At 35.7% G+C, this 15,280-nt stretch carries 13 protein-coding genes; 7 read left to right on the top strand and 6 right to left on the bottom strand.

Annotation, left to right across the window (positions count from 1 at the left end; all coding sequences use genetic code 11):
* Positions 1–326 precede the first annotated feature (326 nt).
* The gene (locus tag GQR60_RS12055) at positions 327–1,763 is read left to right on the top strand and encodes an MATE family efflux transporter (RefSeq protein ID WP_124993168.1); all 1,437 of its coding nucleotides are present in this window, start codon (positions 327–329) and stop codon (positions 1,761–1,763) included.
* A 369-nt stretch (positions 1,764–2,132) separates the two neighbouring features.
* On the opposite strand, the gene rlmD is transcribed toward GQR60_RS12055, so the two are convergent.
* Positions 2,133–3,542: a 23S rRNA (uracil(1939)-C(5))-methyltransferase RlmD gene (rlmD, locus tag GQR60_RS12050; protein WP_124993167.1), complete on the bottom strand. Its 1,410-nt coding sequence runs from the start codon at positions 3,540–3,542 to the stop codon at positions 2,133–2,135.
* Positions 3,543–3,751: 209 nt separating this feature from the next.
* On the opposite strand from rlmD, the gene GQR60_RS12045 reads away from it, so the two are divergent.
* Positions 3,752–4,867: a glycoside hydrolase family 10 protein gene (locus GQR60_RS12045; protein ID WP_124993166.1), complete on the top strand. Its 1,116-nt coding sequence runs from the start codon at positions 3,752–3,754 to the stop codon at positions 4,865–4,867.
* Positions 4,868–5,084: 217 nt separating this feature from the next.
* Here the strand turns inward: GQR60_RS12045 and GQR60_RS12040 are convergent, their stop codons facing one another.
* Entirely contained in the window at positions 5,085–5,618 is a 534-nt protein-coding gene (locus tag GQR60_RS12040; RefSeq protein WP_124993165.1) for a hypothetical protein, read from the bottom strand.
* A 71-nt stretch (positions 5,619–5,689) separates the two neighbouring features.
* On the opposite strand from GQR60_RS12040, the gene GQR60_RS12035 reads away from it, so the two are divergent.
* The 5 genes from GQR60_RS12035 to GQR60_RS12015 all read left to right on the top strand — a co-directional run bounded on the left by GQR60_RS12035 (position 5,690) and on the right by GQR60_RS12015 (position 11,509).
* Positions 5,690–6,436 (top strand): AAA family ATPase, encoded by a 747-nt coding sequence (locus tag GQR60_RS12035; RefSeq protein ID WP_124993164.1) that lies wholly within the window; start codon positions 5,690–5,692, stop codon positions 6,434–6,436.
* Between the two features lie 85 nt (positions 6,437–6,521).
* The gene (locus GQR60_RS12030; protein WP_124993163.1) at positions 6,522–8,462 is read left to right on the top strand and encodes an ABC-F family ATP-binding cassette domain-containing protein; all 1,941 of its coding nucleotides are present in this window, start codon (positions 6,522–6,524) and stop codon (positions 8,460–8,462) included.
* Positions 8,463–8,520: 58 nt separating this feature from the next.
* Positions 8,521–9,762, top strand: coding sequence for a DUF418 domain-containing protein (locus tag GQR60_RS12025; protein ID WP_160463471.1), 1,242 nt, complete (start codon positions 8,521–8,523; stop codon positions 9,760–9,762).
* 12 nt (positions 9,763–9,774) lie between these two features.
* On the top strand, positions 9,775–10,515 hold the full coding sequence (gene rlmB, locus GQR60_RS12020) for a 23S rRNA (guanosine(2251)-2'-O)-methyltransferase RlmB (RefSeq protein ID WP_124993161.1): 741 nt from the start codon (positions 9,775–9,777) through the stop codon (positions 10,513–10,515).
* 133 nt (positions 10,516–10,648) lie between these two features.
* Positions 10,649–11,509: a tetratricopeptide repeat protein gene (locus GQR60_RS12015; protein WP_124993160.1), complete on the top strand. Its 861-nt coding sequence runs from the start codon at positions 10,649–10,651 to the stop codon at positions 11,507–11,509.
* 277 nt (positions 11,510–11,786) lie between these two features.
* Here GQR60_RS12015 and GQR60_RS12010 read toward each other — a convergent pair whose 3' ends face one another.
* The 4 genes from GQR60_RS12010 to GQR60_RS11995 all read right to left on the bottom strand — a co-directional run bounded on the left by GQR60_RS12010 (position 11,787) and on the right by GQR60_RS11995 (position 15,279).
* Positions 11,787–12,872 carry a 3-oxoacyl-ACP synthase III family protein gene (locus GQR60_RS12010; protein WP_124993159.1) on the bottom strand — a complete coding sequence of 362 codons (1,086 nt, stop codon included), beginning with the start codon at positions 12,870–12,872 and terminating at the stop codon, positions 11,787–11,789.
* A 277-nt stretch (positions 12,873–13,149) separates the two neighbouring features.
* Positions 13,150–13,704, bottom strand: a complete 555-nt coding sequence (locus GQR60_RS12005) for a chalcone isomerase family protein (protein ID WP_124993158.1) — start codon at positions 13,702–13,704, stop codon at positions 13,150–13,152.
* A gap of 40 nt (positions 13,705–13,744) precedes the next feature.
* Positions 13,745–14,038, bottom strand: a complete 294-nt coding sequence (locus GQR60_RS12000; RefSeq protein ID WP_101310816.1) for a PQ-loop repeat-containing protein — start codon at positions 14,036–14,038, stop codon at positions 13,745–13,747.
* Positions 14,039–14,040: 2 nt separating this feature from the next.
* On the bottom strand, positions 14,041–15,279 hold the full coding sequence (locus tag GQR60_RS11995) for a mechanosensitive ion channel family protein (RefSeq protein ID WP_124993157.1): 1,239 nt from the start codon (positions 15,277–15,279) through the stop codon (positions 14,041–14,043).
* Position 15,280: the final 1 nt, after the last annotated feature.

The following is a 15,280-nucleotide window of genomic DNA, read 5'->3' as shown; positions in this document are numbered from 1 at the left end:
TAATGAAAATGACTTATATTTGTTTTACTTAAAAAACGGAGGAAAGCTATGAATACAATTGTCACATCATCACCTTGCACTTATAAGAGCTAAATCAGCTTAAGCTTTCCGTATTCACATTATTTTTTATTTTTTTATTGTAACGGGGGCGAAAGCCACCCGATACGTATATCAACACACCTAAAATTTTGGAGGGTAAATTATGAGCACATCAATGTATTGCTGCGGGCAAGCCACGGTGAAAGATCCGGTTGGCAATAAAACAAATTGTTTTAGAATAAGAGAAAGAGTAAACGAGTTTATTGAACATCAAAAACGAAAACAGAATGCACCATAATATAAGAGTAAGGGAAGGAATTTTAGATCAATTAAATAAGCTTGGGAGACTGTGGAACTATTTTCTGGAGGCACTCTCGGGAAGTGAAAAAATATATACCAACGGGAAGATTAGCAAAGCGCTTTTTATGCTTGCGATTCCTATGGTATTGGAAATGATTTTTGAATCGGTATTTGCTGTGGCCGATATATTTTTCGTTTCCAAATTGGGTGACGACGCTGTGGCTACAGTAGGAATTACCGAGTCGGTGATCACCATTGTGTATGCAATAGGTTTTGGCTTATCGATGGCAACAACTGCTTTGGTTGCCCGGCGCATAGGCGAGAACAAACCAGAAGAAGCATCAAAGGTTTCATTTCAGGCCATTGTAACAGGTGTGTTTGTATCTGTATTTATTGCGTTTGCCGGGATTTTTTACTCGAAGGATTTATTGGCTTTAATGGGAGCCAATTCAACCATTGTGAATGAAATGTCGGGCTATGCGACCATTATTTTGGGAAGTAACGTGATTATCATGCTTCTTTTCATCAACAATGCCATATTTCGTTCGGCGGGTGATGCTGCTTTATCGATGAGGGTATTAATTGTTGCGAATTGTTTGAATCTTGTTTTGGATCCATTGTTGATTTTTGGTTGGGGACCAATCCCGGCCATGGGAGTAGAAGGAGCCGCTATTGCTACAAGTCTGGGACGAGGCTTGGCGGTAGTTTACCAATTTGTTATGCTTGGCAAGGGAAAAGGGAGGATTCATTTAAAATGGAAACATATTCAGCTAAAATGGGCGACAATTAAACAATTGGTCAGCTTATCGGTTGGAGGAATAGGGCAAAGTATCATTGCTACATCGAGCTGGATTGGCTTGATGAGGATTATGGCAGAATTTGGAAGTGCAGCCATAGCCGGTTACACCATTGCCATTCGGCTGCTGATATTCATCCTTCTGCCTTCCTGGGGATTGAGCAACGCTGCCGCGACATTGGTTGGTCAGAACTTGGGAGCAAATAAGCCGGAAAGGGCTGAGAAATCGGTTTGGGCGGCAGGAAAAATTAATGTCGTATTTTTGGGCTTAATGGGAATTGTATTTTACTTGTTTCCGCGTTTTTTTATCGAATTGTTTACACCTGATCAATTCATTGTTGCTAATGGAATTCAGGCTTTGCAGATAATCAGTATGGGTTTTGTTTTTTATGGTTTGGGAATGGTGCTGTTGAATGCAATAAACGGAGCCGGAGATACCCGGACACCAACCTATTTCAATCTGATTAGTTTCTGGATTATTGAAATTCCACTTGCTTATTTCCTAGCCATTCAATTGGGTTGGGATCAAAAGGGAGTATTTTATTCGATAATAATAGCAGAAATGACGCTTACATTAATAGCCCTTTTTTGGTTTAAACAAGGGAAGTGGAAGTTGATGAAAGTATAGTGAATAAAGCCTGAGGAACAACGAATGTTTCTTCAGGCTTTTTTTTACAGTGAAACAGTTAATATCCGGATTTTGGTTACTAAGCAGAGAAATTTTGTTTTATAATGAAGGAGAATACCGCATAGTGAGGCAGCGTTTGAAGGATGCTTACCGCAAAAAGTTGCGATGCTGTTCGCAAAAAATTGCGGTAACGTTCGCAACTTTTTGCGGTAAGCATAAAATGTGAAGGCTATGGTTTGTGATCGTTTTTTTCAAAATAGCTGTTCAATTAACTGACATTGCATATTCAAATGTTGTGTTGGGAATTAATTCTAAATAAAAATCCCTCTTAAAGCAATTTAAGAGGGATTTTCTGTTTGTTTTGAATGATTATCTTCTCTCCAGCTGCACAATGTTCTCCACATGATGTGTGTGTGGGAACATGTCAACAGCTTGAACTTTGGTTACTTTGTAGGCTTCGTCCATCATGGCTAAATCGCGTGCCTGAGTTGCTGAATTACAACTTACATACACAATTCGCTTTGGAGCAGCGTGCAGAATTGTTTCTACCACATCGGCATGCATTCCTGCTCTTGGCGGATCAACAATAATGGTATCCGGCTGACCGTGAAGTTCAATAAATTCTTTGGTGAGAACATTTTTCATATCCCCGGCAAAAAATTCGGTGTTGCTGATTCCGTTAATTTCAGAATTCACCTTAGCATCGGCAATGGCCTCGGGAACGTATTCAATACCAATCACTTTTTTTGCCTGTTTAGCAATAAAATTAGCAATGGTTCCGGTTCCGGTATACAAATCGTAAACTACTTCGTCACCTGTTAATTCGGCAAATTCTCGTGTTTTGCAATACAAATTGTAGGCTTGCTCCGAATTGGTTTGGTAGAACGATTTTGGACCAATTTTAAAACGCAGATCTTCCATTTGCTCAAAAATATGATCTTCTCCTTTGTACAGGATGGCTTCCTGATCGGTAATTGAGTCGTTGGCCTTTTTGTTAATCACGTACATTAGCGAGGTAATTTCCGGGAATTTTTCTGCCAGGTGTTTTAGTAATCCTTCTCTCTTCTCAACATCTTCATGGTAAAAAACAACGATAATCATTATATCGTCGGTTGTTGAGGTTCTAATCACTAACGTTCTTAGAAAACCTTCCTGATTCCGGATATCAAAAAAGGATAAATCATTAGCGAAAGCATATTCTTTTATGGCCAAACGAACCGCGTTTGATGGTTCGGGCTGCAGGTGACATTTATTAATATCAACCACCTTGTCGAATAATTTTGGTACGTGAAAACCAAGTGCAGGAGTTCTTTTTATATCATCGCTAAGTGCAATTTCCTCATTGGTAAGGTAACGCTTGTTCGAAAACGTATATTCCAGTTTATTGCGGTAAAATTCAGTTTTTTCTGATGCCAGAATATCATTTATACCATTCAGTTCTACTTTGCCAATCCGTTCTAAATTGTCAATAACTTCCTGTTGTTTAAATTTTAGTTGTTCTTCGTAGGGTAGGTTTTGCCATTTGCAGCCACCGCAAACTCCAAAATGCTCACAAAATGCATCTATTTTCATTGGAGAATGTTTGTGAAAAGCAACAGGATAGCCTTCCATAAAACTTTTGCGCTTCTTGTTGACCTGCACATCAACAATATCGCCAGGTATTACACCGGTAACAAATACAATTTTGTCATCAACTTTACCAATTGCCTTGCCTTCGGCGGCTAACTTCTCTATTACTACTTTTTCCAGAAGTGGTTTTTGCTTTCTATTTCTTCCCACGATTCAATTGTTTTTAAATATGGGCACAAAGATAGATAAAAGTCGAAAGGTCGAAAGGTTGAAAGGCCAAAAAGTCGAATCACATCTTCATTATTATCAGAAATCCCCTAAACTAAAGCCTAAGGGCTAAAAGAGAATCGCTGTTTCTACTTAATTTTATATCTTTACTTCGTATTCCAAAGCCACATTTCAATTTTTATAAAAGTACTATGAACAAGTTACTTGCTGTTTTTGCATTGTTTGTATTGATTTCGTGTGGAACGAAACCAACAACAAAAGTTCCATGTTTTGCATGGGTGGGTGGTCCTGGTGAGGCCACAGATATTGAGTTAAAAGCAAATTTTACTGATTTAAAAGAAAAAGGAATTGATGGTTTGATGTACAACGGAGGTCATGATCCTTTGGTTTATCAACGTGTTGGTAAAATTGCCAAAGAGGCAGGTCTCGAATTTCATACATGGATACCAACTATGGTACAAGGACGTGATGAAAACATTCCTGCGGAATTGTATGCCGTTAATGGAAATGGGGAATCAGCTTACGAGAAACCTGCTTATGTTGATCATTACACATTCTTGTGTCCGAACAGGGAAGAGGTCTATCAATATTTGTCTGGATTATATACTAAAATAGCTGCCTTGCCGGAAGTTGATGGAATTCATTTGGACTATATCCGTTTCCCGGATGTAATTTTGGCGAAAGGACTTTGGAAGAAGTACGGTTTGGTAATGGATAAGGAGTATCCGGAGTTTGACTATTGTTACTGCGACAAGTGTAAAGCCGATTTCAAAGCTAAAACGGGTATTGAGATTACCAATCAGACCGAAGCAAGAGATATTCAGGAGTGGAAACAATTCCGTCAGGATTTGATCACGAAATTAGTAAACCGTTTGGCTGAAGATGTACATGCGCAAGGAAAAGAAATTACAGCGGCGGTATTTCCCGGGCCTCATTCTCATGCAGTTAAAATGGTTCGTCAGGAGTGGGATAAATGGAATTTAGACGCTTTTTACCCAATGAATTATAACGATTTTTATTTGGAGGGCACAGAATGGGTTGGCAAGATGTGTAAAGAATCATCTGAAAGTGTAAAGGGAGAAAAACCTGTTTACAGCGGTTTATTCATTTGTCCAAAGCCTGATTCTAAGTCGAAAGAAGCAGACCCTGAAAATCATGGTTTACTGCCGGAGGAATTGGGTGAAGCAATACGCGAGTCGATGGTTAACGGAGCAAAAGGTATTTGTTTATTTACGCCTGATAGAATGACCGAAGCGCATTGGGTGGAATTTAAAAAAGCGATTTATAAAGATTATTCTAAAAAGTAAAGGGTAATCTTATACCAATTTAATTTCAAAATAGACTTTAATTAAAATGAATTAATTTTTAGCTGAATCGAGGCAAAAAAGTAAAGCACAGCCATGTTACGATGCATCTTTTTTAACGAAGATATAGCTGAAAAGAAACATTTTATATGGCATGATTTGATGTTAATTTGGTATTAAATCTGGAAACAGAAAGGGAGCTCCATTGGAACTCCCTTTTTTATTTTAACACAATTGTGTTTTTAAAGTCTTCAAGCATCGATTTTATTTTGTCAATACTAACATCAGAATGCAGCCAGTTAATAGCTGGTTCGAGTGAACTAAATACTCTTATTGGTATATCGAATACTTCTTTTAAGTCATCAATGAAAAGTATGGTGTTTACAACCTGATTTGGTGTGTTTGTAACAATAGCAATACTGTCAATTTTTAAAGTTAATTCTGATTTCGAATAGAATTCGATAAAAGCATCATTCATTTTATGATAAGGCTTATCGGTATTTTCTTGAATATCAACCAAAATGCTAAATTTAGGCACTTGGCTTAAATTAACTTCAATTTTATTTTTTAATTCAAATACATCTTCAATCTCCGTCTCTCCGCAAAAGCATTCTATCAAAAGCTTATGTTCCTCTACATAGTTGTAATAAGAATTCCCCACTCTATTATTTATTTTGTTAATTAATTGATTTGCATATTCATAGATTGGTTTTTTTAGGGTTTGCAAATGTAATTCTTTTTCTAAAACTACCAAATGATTTTTTCCGGATTGAAGATTAAATGTTAGGTTTGCAAAATATTTAAACACAAACATATAAGCTAAGTATGAATCATTTATTTGTTCCCAATATGGGACGGGTCGATTTTGAGGATATTGTTTTTGATAAGGAGTTGTCGGTTCAAGTAGAGCAGTTTCTAAGAGAGTATGAGCACCTTGAAATACTAAATAGATTTGGTTTGCCCGTAGTGAATAAACTTTTGCTTTTTGGGAAATCAGGTTGTGGAAAAACCATGACTGCCAGGGCTATTGCCAATAAGTTGGGCAAAAAGTTGAAAACGATTAATTTGGGTAATATTGTCTCGTCTAAATTAGGAGAAACCTCAAGAAATATTGCAGCCGCATTTAAAATGGCAGAAACTCAGGAGGCCGTTTTATTTTTCGATGAGTTCGATTCTTTGGGCAAAGAAAGAAACTATGACAATACCGATAGCAGTGAGATGAAACGGGTGGTGAATAGCATGATTCAACAGATTGATTCGTTACCAAAAAACTCGATTCTAATTGCGGCGACCAACCAAATTGACTTAATTGATGAAGCCTTGGTTCGACGCTTTGAGTTGAAGTTGGAATTTCACAACCCATCAAAAATTTATTTGGATCAATTGTACGATCAGTTGATTTCAAAATATCCGAAGGAATATCAGAAAGTAAACCGGATTTACGACATCTCTTTTGCCGAGGCTGAAACCATTGTGATGCTCGAAGTGAAAGAAAATATCATTGAATCAGAATTAATAAAAAAAGCAAAAATTTTGCAGGAAGATAAGCTGACCGTGATTTGTGATAATTAGGATGATTGTATTTACTGATCAATGATTACGGATAACTGAGAACTGTTGTTATCTTTGTCGCTTTAACAGAAAAACATGAATTAGTATGATCTCTATTAACAATCTTACGGTTGAATTTGGTGGCTTTACCCTTTTTAAGCAAGTAAGTTTTATTGTAAATACTCGCGACCGAATTGGATTGGTTGGGAAGAATGGTGCAGGAAAATCAACTTTGCTAAAAATATTTGCTGGTTTTCAGGCGCCTACAACGGGAACTGTATCATTACCAAATGAGATTAAAATAGGATACTTACCTCAGCAGGTAAATCATATCGACGGTAATACTGTGATGGAGGAAGCTTTGTCAGCTTTTGAAGAGGTTTTGGGCTTGGAAAAGGAAATTGCTGAAATTAATTCGGAAATTGCCGAACGAACCGATTACGAATCGGAAGAGTACATGAAGCTGATAGAAAGATTGACGGATAAAAATGATCGCTACCATATGATGGGTGGTGAAAATATTGAGGCCGAAGCGGAGCGTACTTTACTTGGATTGGGATTTTTAAGAAGTGATTTTATTAGACAGACTACAGAATTTAGCGGGGGATGGAGAATGCGGGTAGAATTGGCAAAAATTCTGTTGCGCCGCCCACATGTTTTTCTTCTCGATGAGCCAACGAATCATTTGGATATTGAATCAATTCAGTGGCTGGAGGATTTTCTAAAAACATATCCGGGAGCTGTGGTGTTGGTGTCTCATGACCGGGCATTTTTGGATAATATTACCAATAGAACCGTTGAAATTTCTGTTGGTAAAATATACGATTACAAAGTTCCCTATTCACAATATGTTGTTTTGCACGCAGAGCGTCGCGAACAGCAAATGAAAGCCTACATTAATCAGCAAAAACAAATAAAAGATACTGAAGACTTTATTGAGCGTTTTCGATATAAGGCAACAAAATCAGTTCAGGTTCAGTCCCGTATCAAGCAATTGGATAAAATTGACCGTATCGAGATTGACGAGGAGGATAGCTCGAAACTAAGCCTGAAATTTCCGCCGGCGCCACGATCTGGCGATTTGGTTTGTGAGGTGAAAAATTTGAGCAAAGCATATGGTGATCATTTGGTTTTAAATGAGCTTGAATTTGTAATTGAGAGAGGTGAAAAACTTGCTTTTGTGGGTAAGAATGGAGAAGGGAAATCGACACTGGTAAAAGTCTTGATGGGCGAACTAGAGCATACGGGTACATGTAAGTTGGGACACAATGTAAAGATTGGCTATTTTGCTCAAAATCAGGCTCAGATGTTGAACGAAAACAAATCGGTATTTGAAACGATTGATGATGTTGCTGTTGGAGATGTTCGAACTAAGATTCGTGATATTTTGGGTGCTTTCATGTTTCGGGGCGAGGATATTGATAAAAAAGTGAAGGTTTTATCGGGAGGAGAGCGTTCCCGTTTGGCTATGATTCGCTTGCTTTTGGAACCCGTGAACCTTCTTGTACTCGATGAACCTACCAACCATTTGGATATGAGATCGAAAGATGTTTTGAAAGAAGCATTGAATCAATTTGATGGTACGGTAATCGTAGTTTCTCACGATCGTGAATTCTTGAATGGACTTTCCTCAAAAGTATATGAGTTTACGAATAAGAAGATAAAAGAACATTTAGGAGGAATCTATGATTTTCTGCAAACCAAGAAAATGGATTCCTTAAAGGAATTGGAAGTGAAGAAAGCTGTTTCTGTAGTTCAGGCAGATGCTGCGCCTTCTGATAATAAGTTGAATTATTTGGAGCGGAAAGAGATGAATAAAAAAATCTCTAAAATGGAAAGAGCTGTTTCAAATTCAGAAGATAATATAGCGCGATTTGAAGAGCAAATAGCACAGATGGAAGAGTTACTTGCAAATCCTGAAAATATGCAGGATCAGTCACTTTTTTCAAGATATGAAAAAGCCAAAAAAGATCTTGAAAAAGAAATGTCTGATTGGGAGAATTTAAATGAAGAATTAGAGCTGCTAATTGCCGAAAAAGGGGAATAGTAAATTTTAAAGTTCGAAGTGTTGATTTTTAGATAATTACTATCTTGGAACAAAAATGATGACCTCACTTTCTGCAAAGCCAACCTTATCCAATGAAAGAATTCAATCTCTCGATATACTTCGGGGGTTTGCTCTTTTAGGAATTTTGTTGATAAATATTCAGTTGTTTGGGCTTCCCAATGCCTCTTTTTCCAACCCATCAGTAATGGGAGAATTGTCTGCATCCGATTATATATTCTATTATTTCGTGAATGTATTTGGTGAATTGAAGTTTATGACCATCTTCTCTATTTTATTTGGTGCAGGTATTTTGCTGTTTATTAACCGGCTAAATGACAAGGGATTTGATGGTTCAAAATTTCACATTCGACGCATGATGTGGTTGCTGCTATTTGGAATACTGCATGCTTATTTAATTTGGTTTGGAGATATTTTGGTTGCTTATGCCATTGTGGGCTTGATCGCAGTTTTACTTCGGGAAATGAAAGATCAGTGGAAAATTGTACTATGCGTAGTACTATATCTAATTCCAATGGGATTTTTTTATTTAGTAGGTAGTTTTTTTGAAAGTATGCCACCCGAAATGGCAAAGGAATCCATGGCAGATTTTAGTCCTGGTCCAGAATTAGTAGCAGCAGAAATAGATTTGTATCAAATAGGAAGTTGGTTTGATATTTTCGTGAAAAGAGCTCAGTTGAATATGAATTATCAGATAGGCTCATTTTTTATGCTGTCTTTATGGAGAACAACCGGAGTAATGTTGCTGGGAATGGTATTGCTGAACAATGGAGTTTTGGCCGCGAAAAAATCGAAACTATTTTATTTTCTGATGGCTATTCTGGGAATTGGCATAGGTACTTTTTTTGCCAATGAGGGATTTCATCGCATTGTTGAAACTAAATGGGAGGTAATTCATTTCTTTAAATACGGCTATCAGTTCAATTATTTTGGCAGTTTATTTTCCTCATTGGGCTATATTGGTTTGATCATTCTGATTTATCAATTGAAAATTTTGCGTTTTTTAACAAAAGGTTTTGAAGCAGTTGGTCGAATGGCTTTTACGAACTACCTTTGTCAATCCATAATTTGTTCCATTATTTTTTATAGTTATGGTTTTGGAATGTTTGCACGTTACTCAAGAATAGAATTATTGATTTGGGTTTTGTTAATCTGGACTTTTCAATTGATTTTTTCCATTATTTGGTTGAAATATTATAAAATGGGACCATTTGAATGGTTGTGGCGATATCTGACATATAAGGAAAAGCCTCAATTATTAATGAATGTAAAACACCAATAAGCAAATTAATCGATGGCTAAACAAAGACAAGAGATGTTGTTCGGAATCAGAGCAACAATGGAAGCAATAAAAAGTGAAAAGGAAATTGAAAAGGTATTGATCAAAACAGGATTAGCAGGTCCTTTGTTTCAAGAATTATTCGATTTAATTCGCGAAAAGGGAGTTGAATATCAATTTGTTCCTGTTGAGAAGTTGAATTCTTTGGATCAACATAACAATCAGGGAGTTGTTGCTTTAATTGTTCCAATTCCTTATCAGGAAATAGAAGAAATTGTACCTGAACTTTTTGCTCAGGGTAAAACACCACTTTTATTGCTTTTAGATGAAATTACAGATGTGCGTAACTTTGGTGCTATTGCTCGTTCTGCTGAATGTGCTGGTGTACATGCCATTGTAATTCCTTTTAAGAATTCAGCAAAGATTACTCCTGATTCTATAAAAACATCCGCCGGAGCTTTGTATAATATACCTGTTTGCAGGGTTCAAAATTTAAAGACTCTTGCCCGTTATTTGAAGAAAGAAGGAATCCGAATTATCGCAGCAACCGAAAAGGCTGAAAAAGTTTATACTGAAGGTGATTTTACATTAGCAACAGCTATTGTTATGGGATCGGAAGATGTTGGTATTGAGGATGCTTTGCTGCGCTTGGCTGACGAGCAGGTTAAAATTCCAATTGTCGGTTCAATTCAATCTTTGAATGTATCTGTTGCAGCATCTTTAATGGTATACGAGGCAGTGAGACAAAGAAGTTAGTCTTCTAAAAAAACATAGATTTGAACGCAGAAATTTAATTTCTGCGTTTTTTTATTGACATTAATCCATCCTAAACTGATTTTTGGATGTCTAATATATAAAGGCTTGTATTTATATTAGATTTTGAAGAATTATGAAAGGGATTTTAACATCAGTATTAGTATTTGTGTCTTTGTTTTTATCAGCTCAGGAATTTGATGAAGTGATAAACAAGGCAAACAGTAAATTTTTTGATGAGCACTATCAGGATGCACTGAAGGATTACCAGGCATTGATAGAAAGTGGTATCGGAGATAATTTTCAGCGTTCATGGGCATTTGGTTACGTTGGAGTATGCCAGCAGGAACTTGGTAAAATAGAGGAAGCTAAAAAGAATTACAGAATTGCAATGGATATGGGGAATTCTGGTGTAAGTTTTTATTCCAGGCTGTTGGCAATATATAAATCGGAAAATGATGTGAAGGGACAGGAATTTGTTTTGAAGGCAAAAATGAAGAATATCCCGCATGAATATAAGCAAACGGTTAAGATTCTTGCGTTTCTGTATGTGAATTCAGAACAATTTGAAAAACTATTACCGGTTTGTGATGAATTGATTGAGTGGTATCCGGAAAATTACAAGTATCATTATTTTAAAGCAATTTCTTATCAGAAATTAAATGATATTGAGAAGGCTAAACCGGAGTATCGTAAAGCAATTGAACTAAAGCCCAATGATGTGAATTCAAATATGAACTTGGGAATTATTTTGTTTTTGAAGGCTAATTCAGAGTATGATTCTGTAGTTGAGAATTATGAGGCGATTGCAAAACCAAGTGATAATGATTATCAACAATGCAAAAGTAAATTGGCTTTAGCCAGAAATAAAATGCGTGAAGCTGAACCATTTTTATTAGTGGCCTATAATTCGAAACCTAATTTGAACCTGAAAAATGCATTGTTTAATTTATATCGGAAATGTCAGGAATATAAAAAATCTGAACATTACCAGTAAAGGTCTATTGAAGAAAATAAATTCTGACCTCGAATAGTCAGTCTGTCTTAAAAAAGAATTACCCGAATCAAACGAATTTGATCGGGTAATTATCTATAGTAATCTTAGGGTTAGAATGCAGTTTGATTCTGACTTCTGAATATTGTCTATCTCCTCTGTCTCCCTGTGTGTTTCAGATTCAGCTCCGCTAATTTGCTAAAATTAATTTTGGATTGCAAACCTTTTCGAAAATTCTTTTGAAAAAGGTCTTTTTTTTAAGCATCACTTTAGCTTGTAATTAAACCTTATAAACAAAAGCATTAATATTCATACCTGCACCAACTGAAGCAAAAACAACGTAATCACCTTCATTTAATTTATGATTGTCTAATTTATCTTTGGCAATTTGATCGTAAAGAATTGGTACAGTTGCGACTGAATTATTTCCCATTTCTTTAATAATCATTGGCATTATATCCTTTGGAATATTTTTTTCCTGATACAAACGAAAGAGTCGTTTAGTAATGGCTTCATCCATTTTTTCGTTGGCCTGATGAATAAGAATTCTTTTAATATCTTTAATTCCCAAACCAGCCTTATCAATACTTTCCTTTACTACACCCGGAACATTCGTGATGGCATATTCGTAAATTTTACGTCCGTACATTTTAATGAAAAGACTATTGCTGTTTCCTTCAAAATCGGCATTATCCGAAATGTCAGCACGCAAAAAGAAAGCCTCATTAATCGTGTCAGTTCTCATGGCATGAGATAATATTCCCGATGCTTCTTCCGTTTCGCATGCTTCCAATATTGCAGCACCGGCGCCATCAGAATAAATCATACTGTCTCTGTCGTGCGGATCACAAACTCTTGACAAAGTTTCTGATCCAATAACCATTACCCGTTGCGCATCGCCTGATTTGATATAATAGTCAGCTTGAATCATACCCTGAATCCAACCCGGACATCCAAATAAAATATCGTAAGCTATCGTTTTAGGATTCTCAATTTGAAGAAGATTTTTCACTTTTGCAGCTAAACAAGGCAACTGATTTGTCAGCGTAGAGTTTGGTTTAACATCTCCAAAGTTTTGGGCAACGATTATATAGTCTAAACTTTCTTTATCTATTTTGGATGATTCCAAAGCATTTTTTGCTGCTAAATAGGCAAGATCAGAGTTTTGTTGATCATCAGAGGCATATTTTCTCTCCGTTATTCCGGTAATATCTTTAAACTTTTCTATTATTACTTCGGGAGATGTTTCAATTTTCTGTCCGTTTGGTTCGAAAAATTCATGATTTAAAAAATGCTCATTTTTAATTTGAACTGTTGGGATATAACTACCCGACCCAACAATTTTCGAAAATCTTTTGGTACTCATTGTTATTGTTTTTGTTTCAAATACTATATGTGCACTTATTCTTAGGTGCACAAATTTTTCTTAAGAGACAATTTTTTAGTGTCCGAAAGACTTGTGTTTATTGATAAGTTGAAAGGTCAACTTACAGTTAGGTATACGTAGCTAAGGTAAATATTTATTTTAAACTTGGTGTTTTTTAAACGAAATTTAGGTGTTCTATTAAAATTTCACCAATCATAAAAGAAATAGGTAATACTTAAATAAAATAGGTTGAATATGTGTAATGCAAAGGGATTGACTAGTTTACTAATTTCTCTTTTAGGTTTTTATCTGCTGGTTTGTTACAAAGCCATATGCCAAATAGGGCTTGTTTGAATGACAGCCCTCGAATAGATTGTTTTAATTCACCGTTTTTATAGACTAAAGTTCCGTCAGCAGGCGAGTATATAAATTCAAAAACGTCTTTTTTCTCAATACCTCCCAGAAAAACAGAGATAAAATCATCAATTTCCTGTTTAATATTTTCCATTTCACCATTTGTAGCATTCTTAAAACCATCTCTGGTAGCTTTTTCCATTTTTTCTGATGTAATTAATCCGGATATAATTTCTAAGCGGATTCCCATACTCTCATCTGCGGCGATAATTTTTTCAGCATCATTCATATCTTTTGAAAGATACAGACCCATTGCGTACATGTCCATCCAAAGTTTAACACGAGTTCCTGCTCCTTTTAATTGCAGTTGATGCTCCTTTACAATCAGTTCGTTTGGTAGTTCAACTCCTCCAACTCTTGTTTGAGAAAAACCGTAAAAGCTTGAGAGTAAAATAAAAAGAGTAAGTAGTTTTTTCATCTTTTTTAAGTGATTAGGTTGATGTCTGATGCAATTTTTATTAACTGAATATCAGTTTAGCGTAACACAGGTAAAAGGTAGCAAATATATTTACTAAATAATTAAGCCACAGTGGGTATTGACGCTTATTGGATTTTAAATCTCCGTTTACAATATAAATAAAAGTAAAGAACACTCCAAAAGCCCACATGAGTAAAAAAGGCCAGTTAAAACTTGAAACATCATGTGTTTTGTAGGTTTGTACTACCTGAGGTATTACGCCAATGCTTAAAATAATATTCCCAAACCAACCTAATGATTCAAAGAAATTCAATTTTGGTAATGTTGTTTTCATTCTTAATTTGCTAATTTTTGAAAATCATCTCCAGTTGGATTTTGGAATACTCTTAAATTAAATTCCGGAACAATTGCTAATATATGATCGAAGATGTCAGCTTGAATGGCCTCGTAATTTGCCCATTCCTGGTCGTTTGAGAATACGTATATTTCTAAGGGTAATCCTTTTTCTGATACTTGTAATTGACGCACAAGGAATGTCATATCATTATGAATTTTGGGGTGTTCCTGAAGATAAGCTTCAACATATTTTCGGAAGGTACCAACATTGGTCAATCTTCTTTGATTCACTGGAATTTCACCTTCTGGATTGTTTGTCCGGATTTCATTCTTTTTTTCAATCAGATAATCCTTTAGCAAACGAATTTTTTCAAAATTTTCGATTTCTTCTTCACTTAAAAAATGAATCGATTTTACATCCAGATTTAGATGGCGTTTTATTCTTCGGCCACCCGATTCTTCCATTCCTTTCCAATTGTTGAACGATTCAGAAACCAAAGCGTATGTTGGAATGGTACTAATGGTTTTGTCCCAGTTTTGAACTTTAACAGTGTTTAAACTGATATCTATAACAGTTCCGTCTGCTCCTTTTGATGGCATTGAAATCCAATCACCAATATTTACCATCTTGTTGGCAGATAGTTGAATAGAAGCAACAAATCCGAGTATTGTATCTTTAAATATTAATAGAATAACAGCAGCAAAAGCTCCCATTCCAGCAAGAATTGTTAATGGATCTTTCTGAATAAACAGAGCTACAATGGAAATAATTCCCATTGCGTAAAAGAAGATTTTCACAATCTGCAGGAAACCTTTAATCGGTCTGGTTTTACTAATGGGGAGTGTATTGTAAATATCATTTCCAGCATTCAAAAATGTGTCAATCAGCATGATTGCCAATATCACCATATAAACATATGAACTATTTTGGATGAAATTATTTAAGCCTTGATGATCAAGCATTCCTGCACTAAAATATATGATTGCGGCGGGAGCAAAATGTGCTATTTTATTGAATACTTTTCTTTCCAAAAGAATATCATCCCAATTTGTTTTCGTTTTTCGAACCAATTTGGTGATGATTGTGATCAAGATTTTTTTTGCAATAACATCACATATCCATGCAATGAAAATAACAATAGTAATTGCGATGATTGATTGTAGTATTATTGCCCAATATTCGGTTATTCCTTCGTTGATCAACCAATTTTTTAATTGAACGCCCAAGAGTTCTTTCATG

This window comes from Labilibaculum euxinicum (assembly GCF_009795715.1).
In the GTDB taxonomy this organism is placed as follows: Bacteria; Bacteroidota; Bacteroidia; order Bacteroidales; family Marinifilaceae; genus Labilibaculum; species Labilibaculum euxinus.
Note: the sequence above shows the minus strand (reverse complement) of the source record. Positions and strands in the feature narration are given on the sequence as shown.

Coding starts and splice junctions, on each gene's coding strand:
- GQR60_RS12055 (WP_124993168.1), top strand. CDS start 327: ATGCACCATAATATAAGAGTAAGGGAAGGAATTTTAGATCAATTAAAT.
- GQR60_RS12045 (WP_124993166.1), top strand. CDS start 3,752: ATGAACAAGTTACTTGCTGTTTTTGCATTGTTTGTATTGATTTCGTGT.
- GQR60_RS12035 (WP_124993164.1), top strand. CDS start 5,690: ATGAATCATTTATTTGTTCCCAATATGGGACGGGTCGATTTTGAGGAT.
- GQR60_RS12030 (WP_124993163.1), top strand. CDS start 6,522: ATGATCTCTATTAACAATCTTACGGTTGAATTTGGTGGCTTTACCCTT.
- GQR60_RS12025 (WP_160463471.1), top strand. CDS start 8,521: ATGACCTCACTTTCTGCAAAGCCAACCTTATCCAATGAAAGAATTCAA.
- rlmB (WP_124993161.1), top strand. CDS start 9,775: ATGGCTAAACAAAGACAAGAGATGTTGTTCGGAATCAGAGCAACAATG.
- GQR60_RS12015 (WP_124993160.1), top strand. CDS start 10,649: ATGAAAGGGATTTTAACATCAGTATTAGTATTTGTGTCTTTGTTTTTA.
- GQR60_RS12010 (WP_124993159.1), bottom strand. CDS start 12,872: ATGAGTACCAAAAGATTTTCGAAAATTGTTGGGTCGGGTAGTTATATC.
- GQR60_RS12005 (WP_124993158.1), bottom strand. CDS start 13,704: ATGAAAAAACTACTTACTCTTTTTATTTTACTCTCAAGCTTTTACGGT.
- GQR60_RS12000 (WP_101310816.1), bottom strand. CDS start 14,038: ATGAAAACAACATTACCAAAATTGAATTTCTTTGAATCATTAGGTTGG.
- GQR60_RS11995 (WP_124993157.1), bottom strand. CDS start 15,279: ATGAAAGAACTCTTGGGCGTTCAATTAAAAAATTGGTTGATCAACGAA.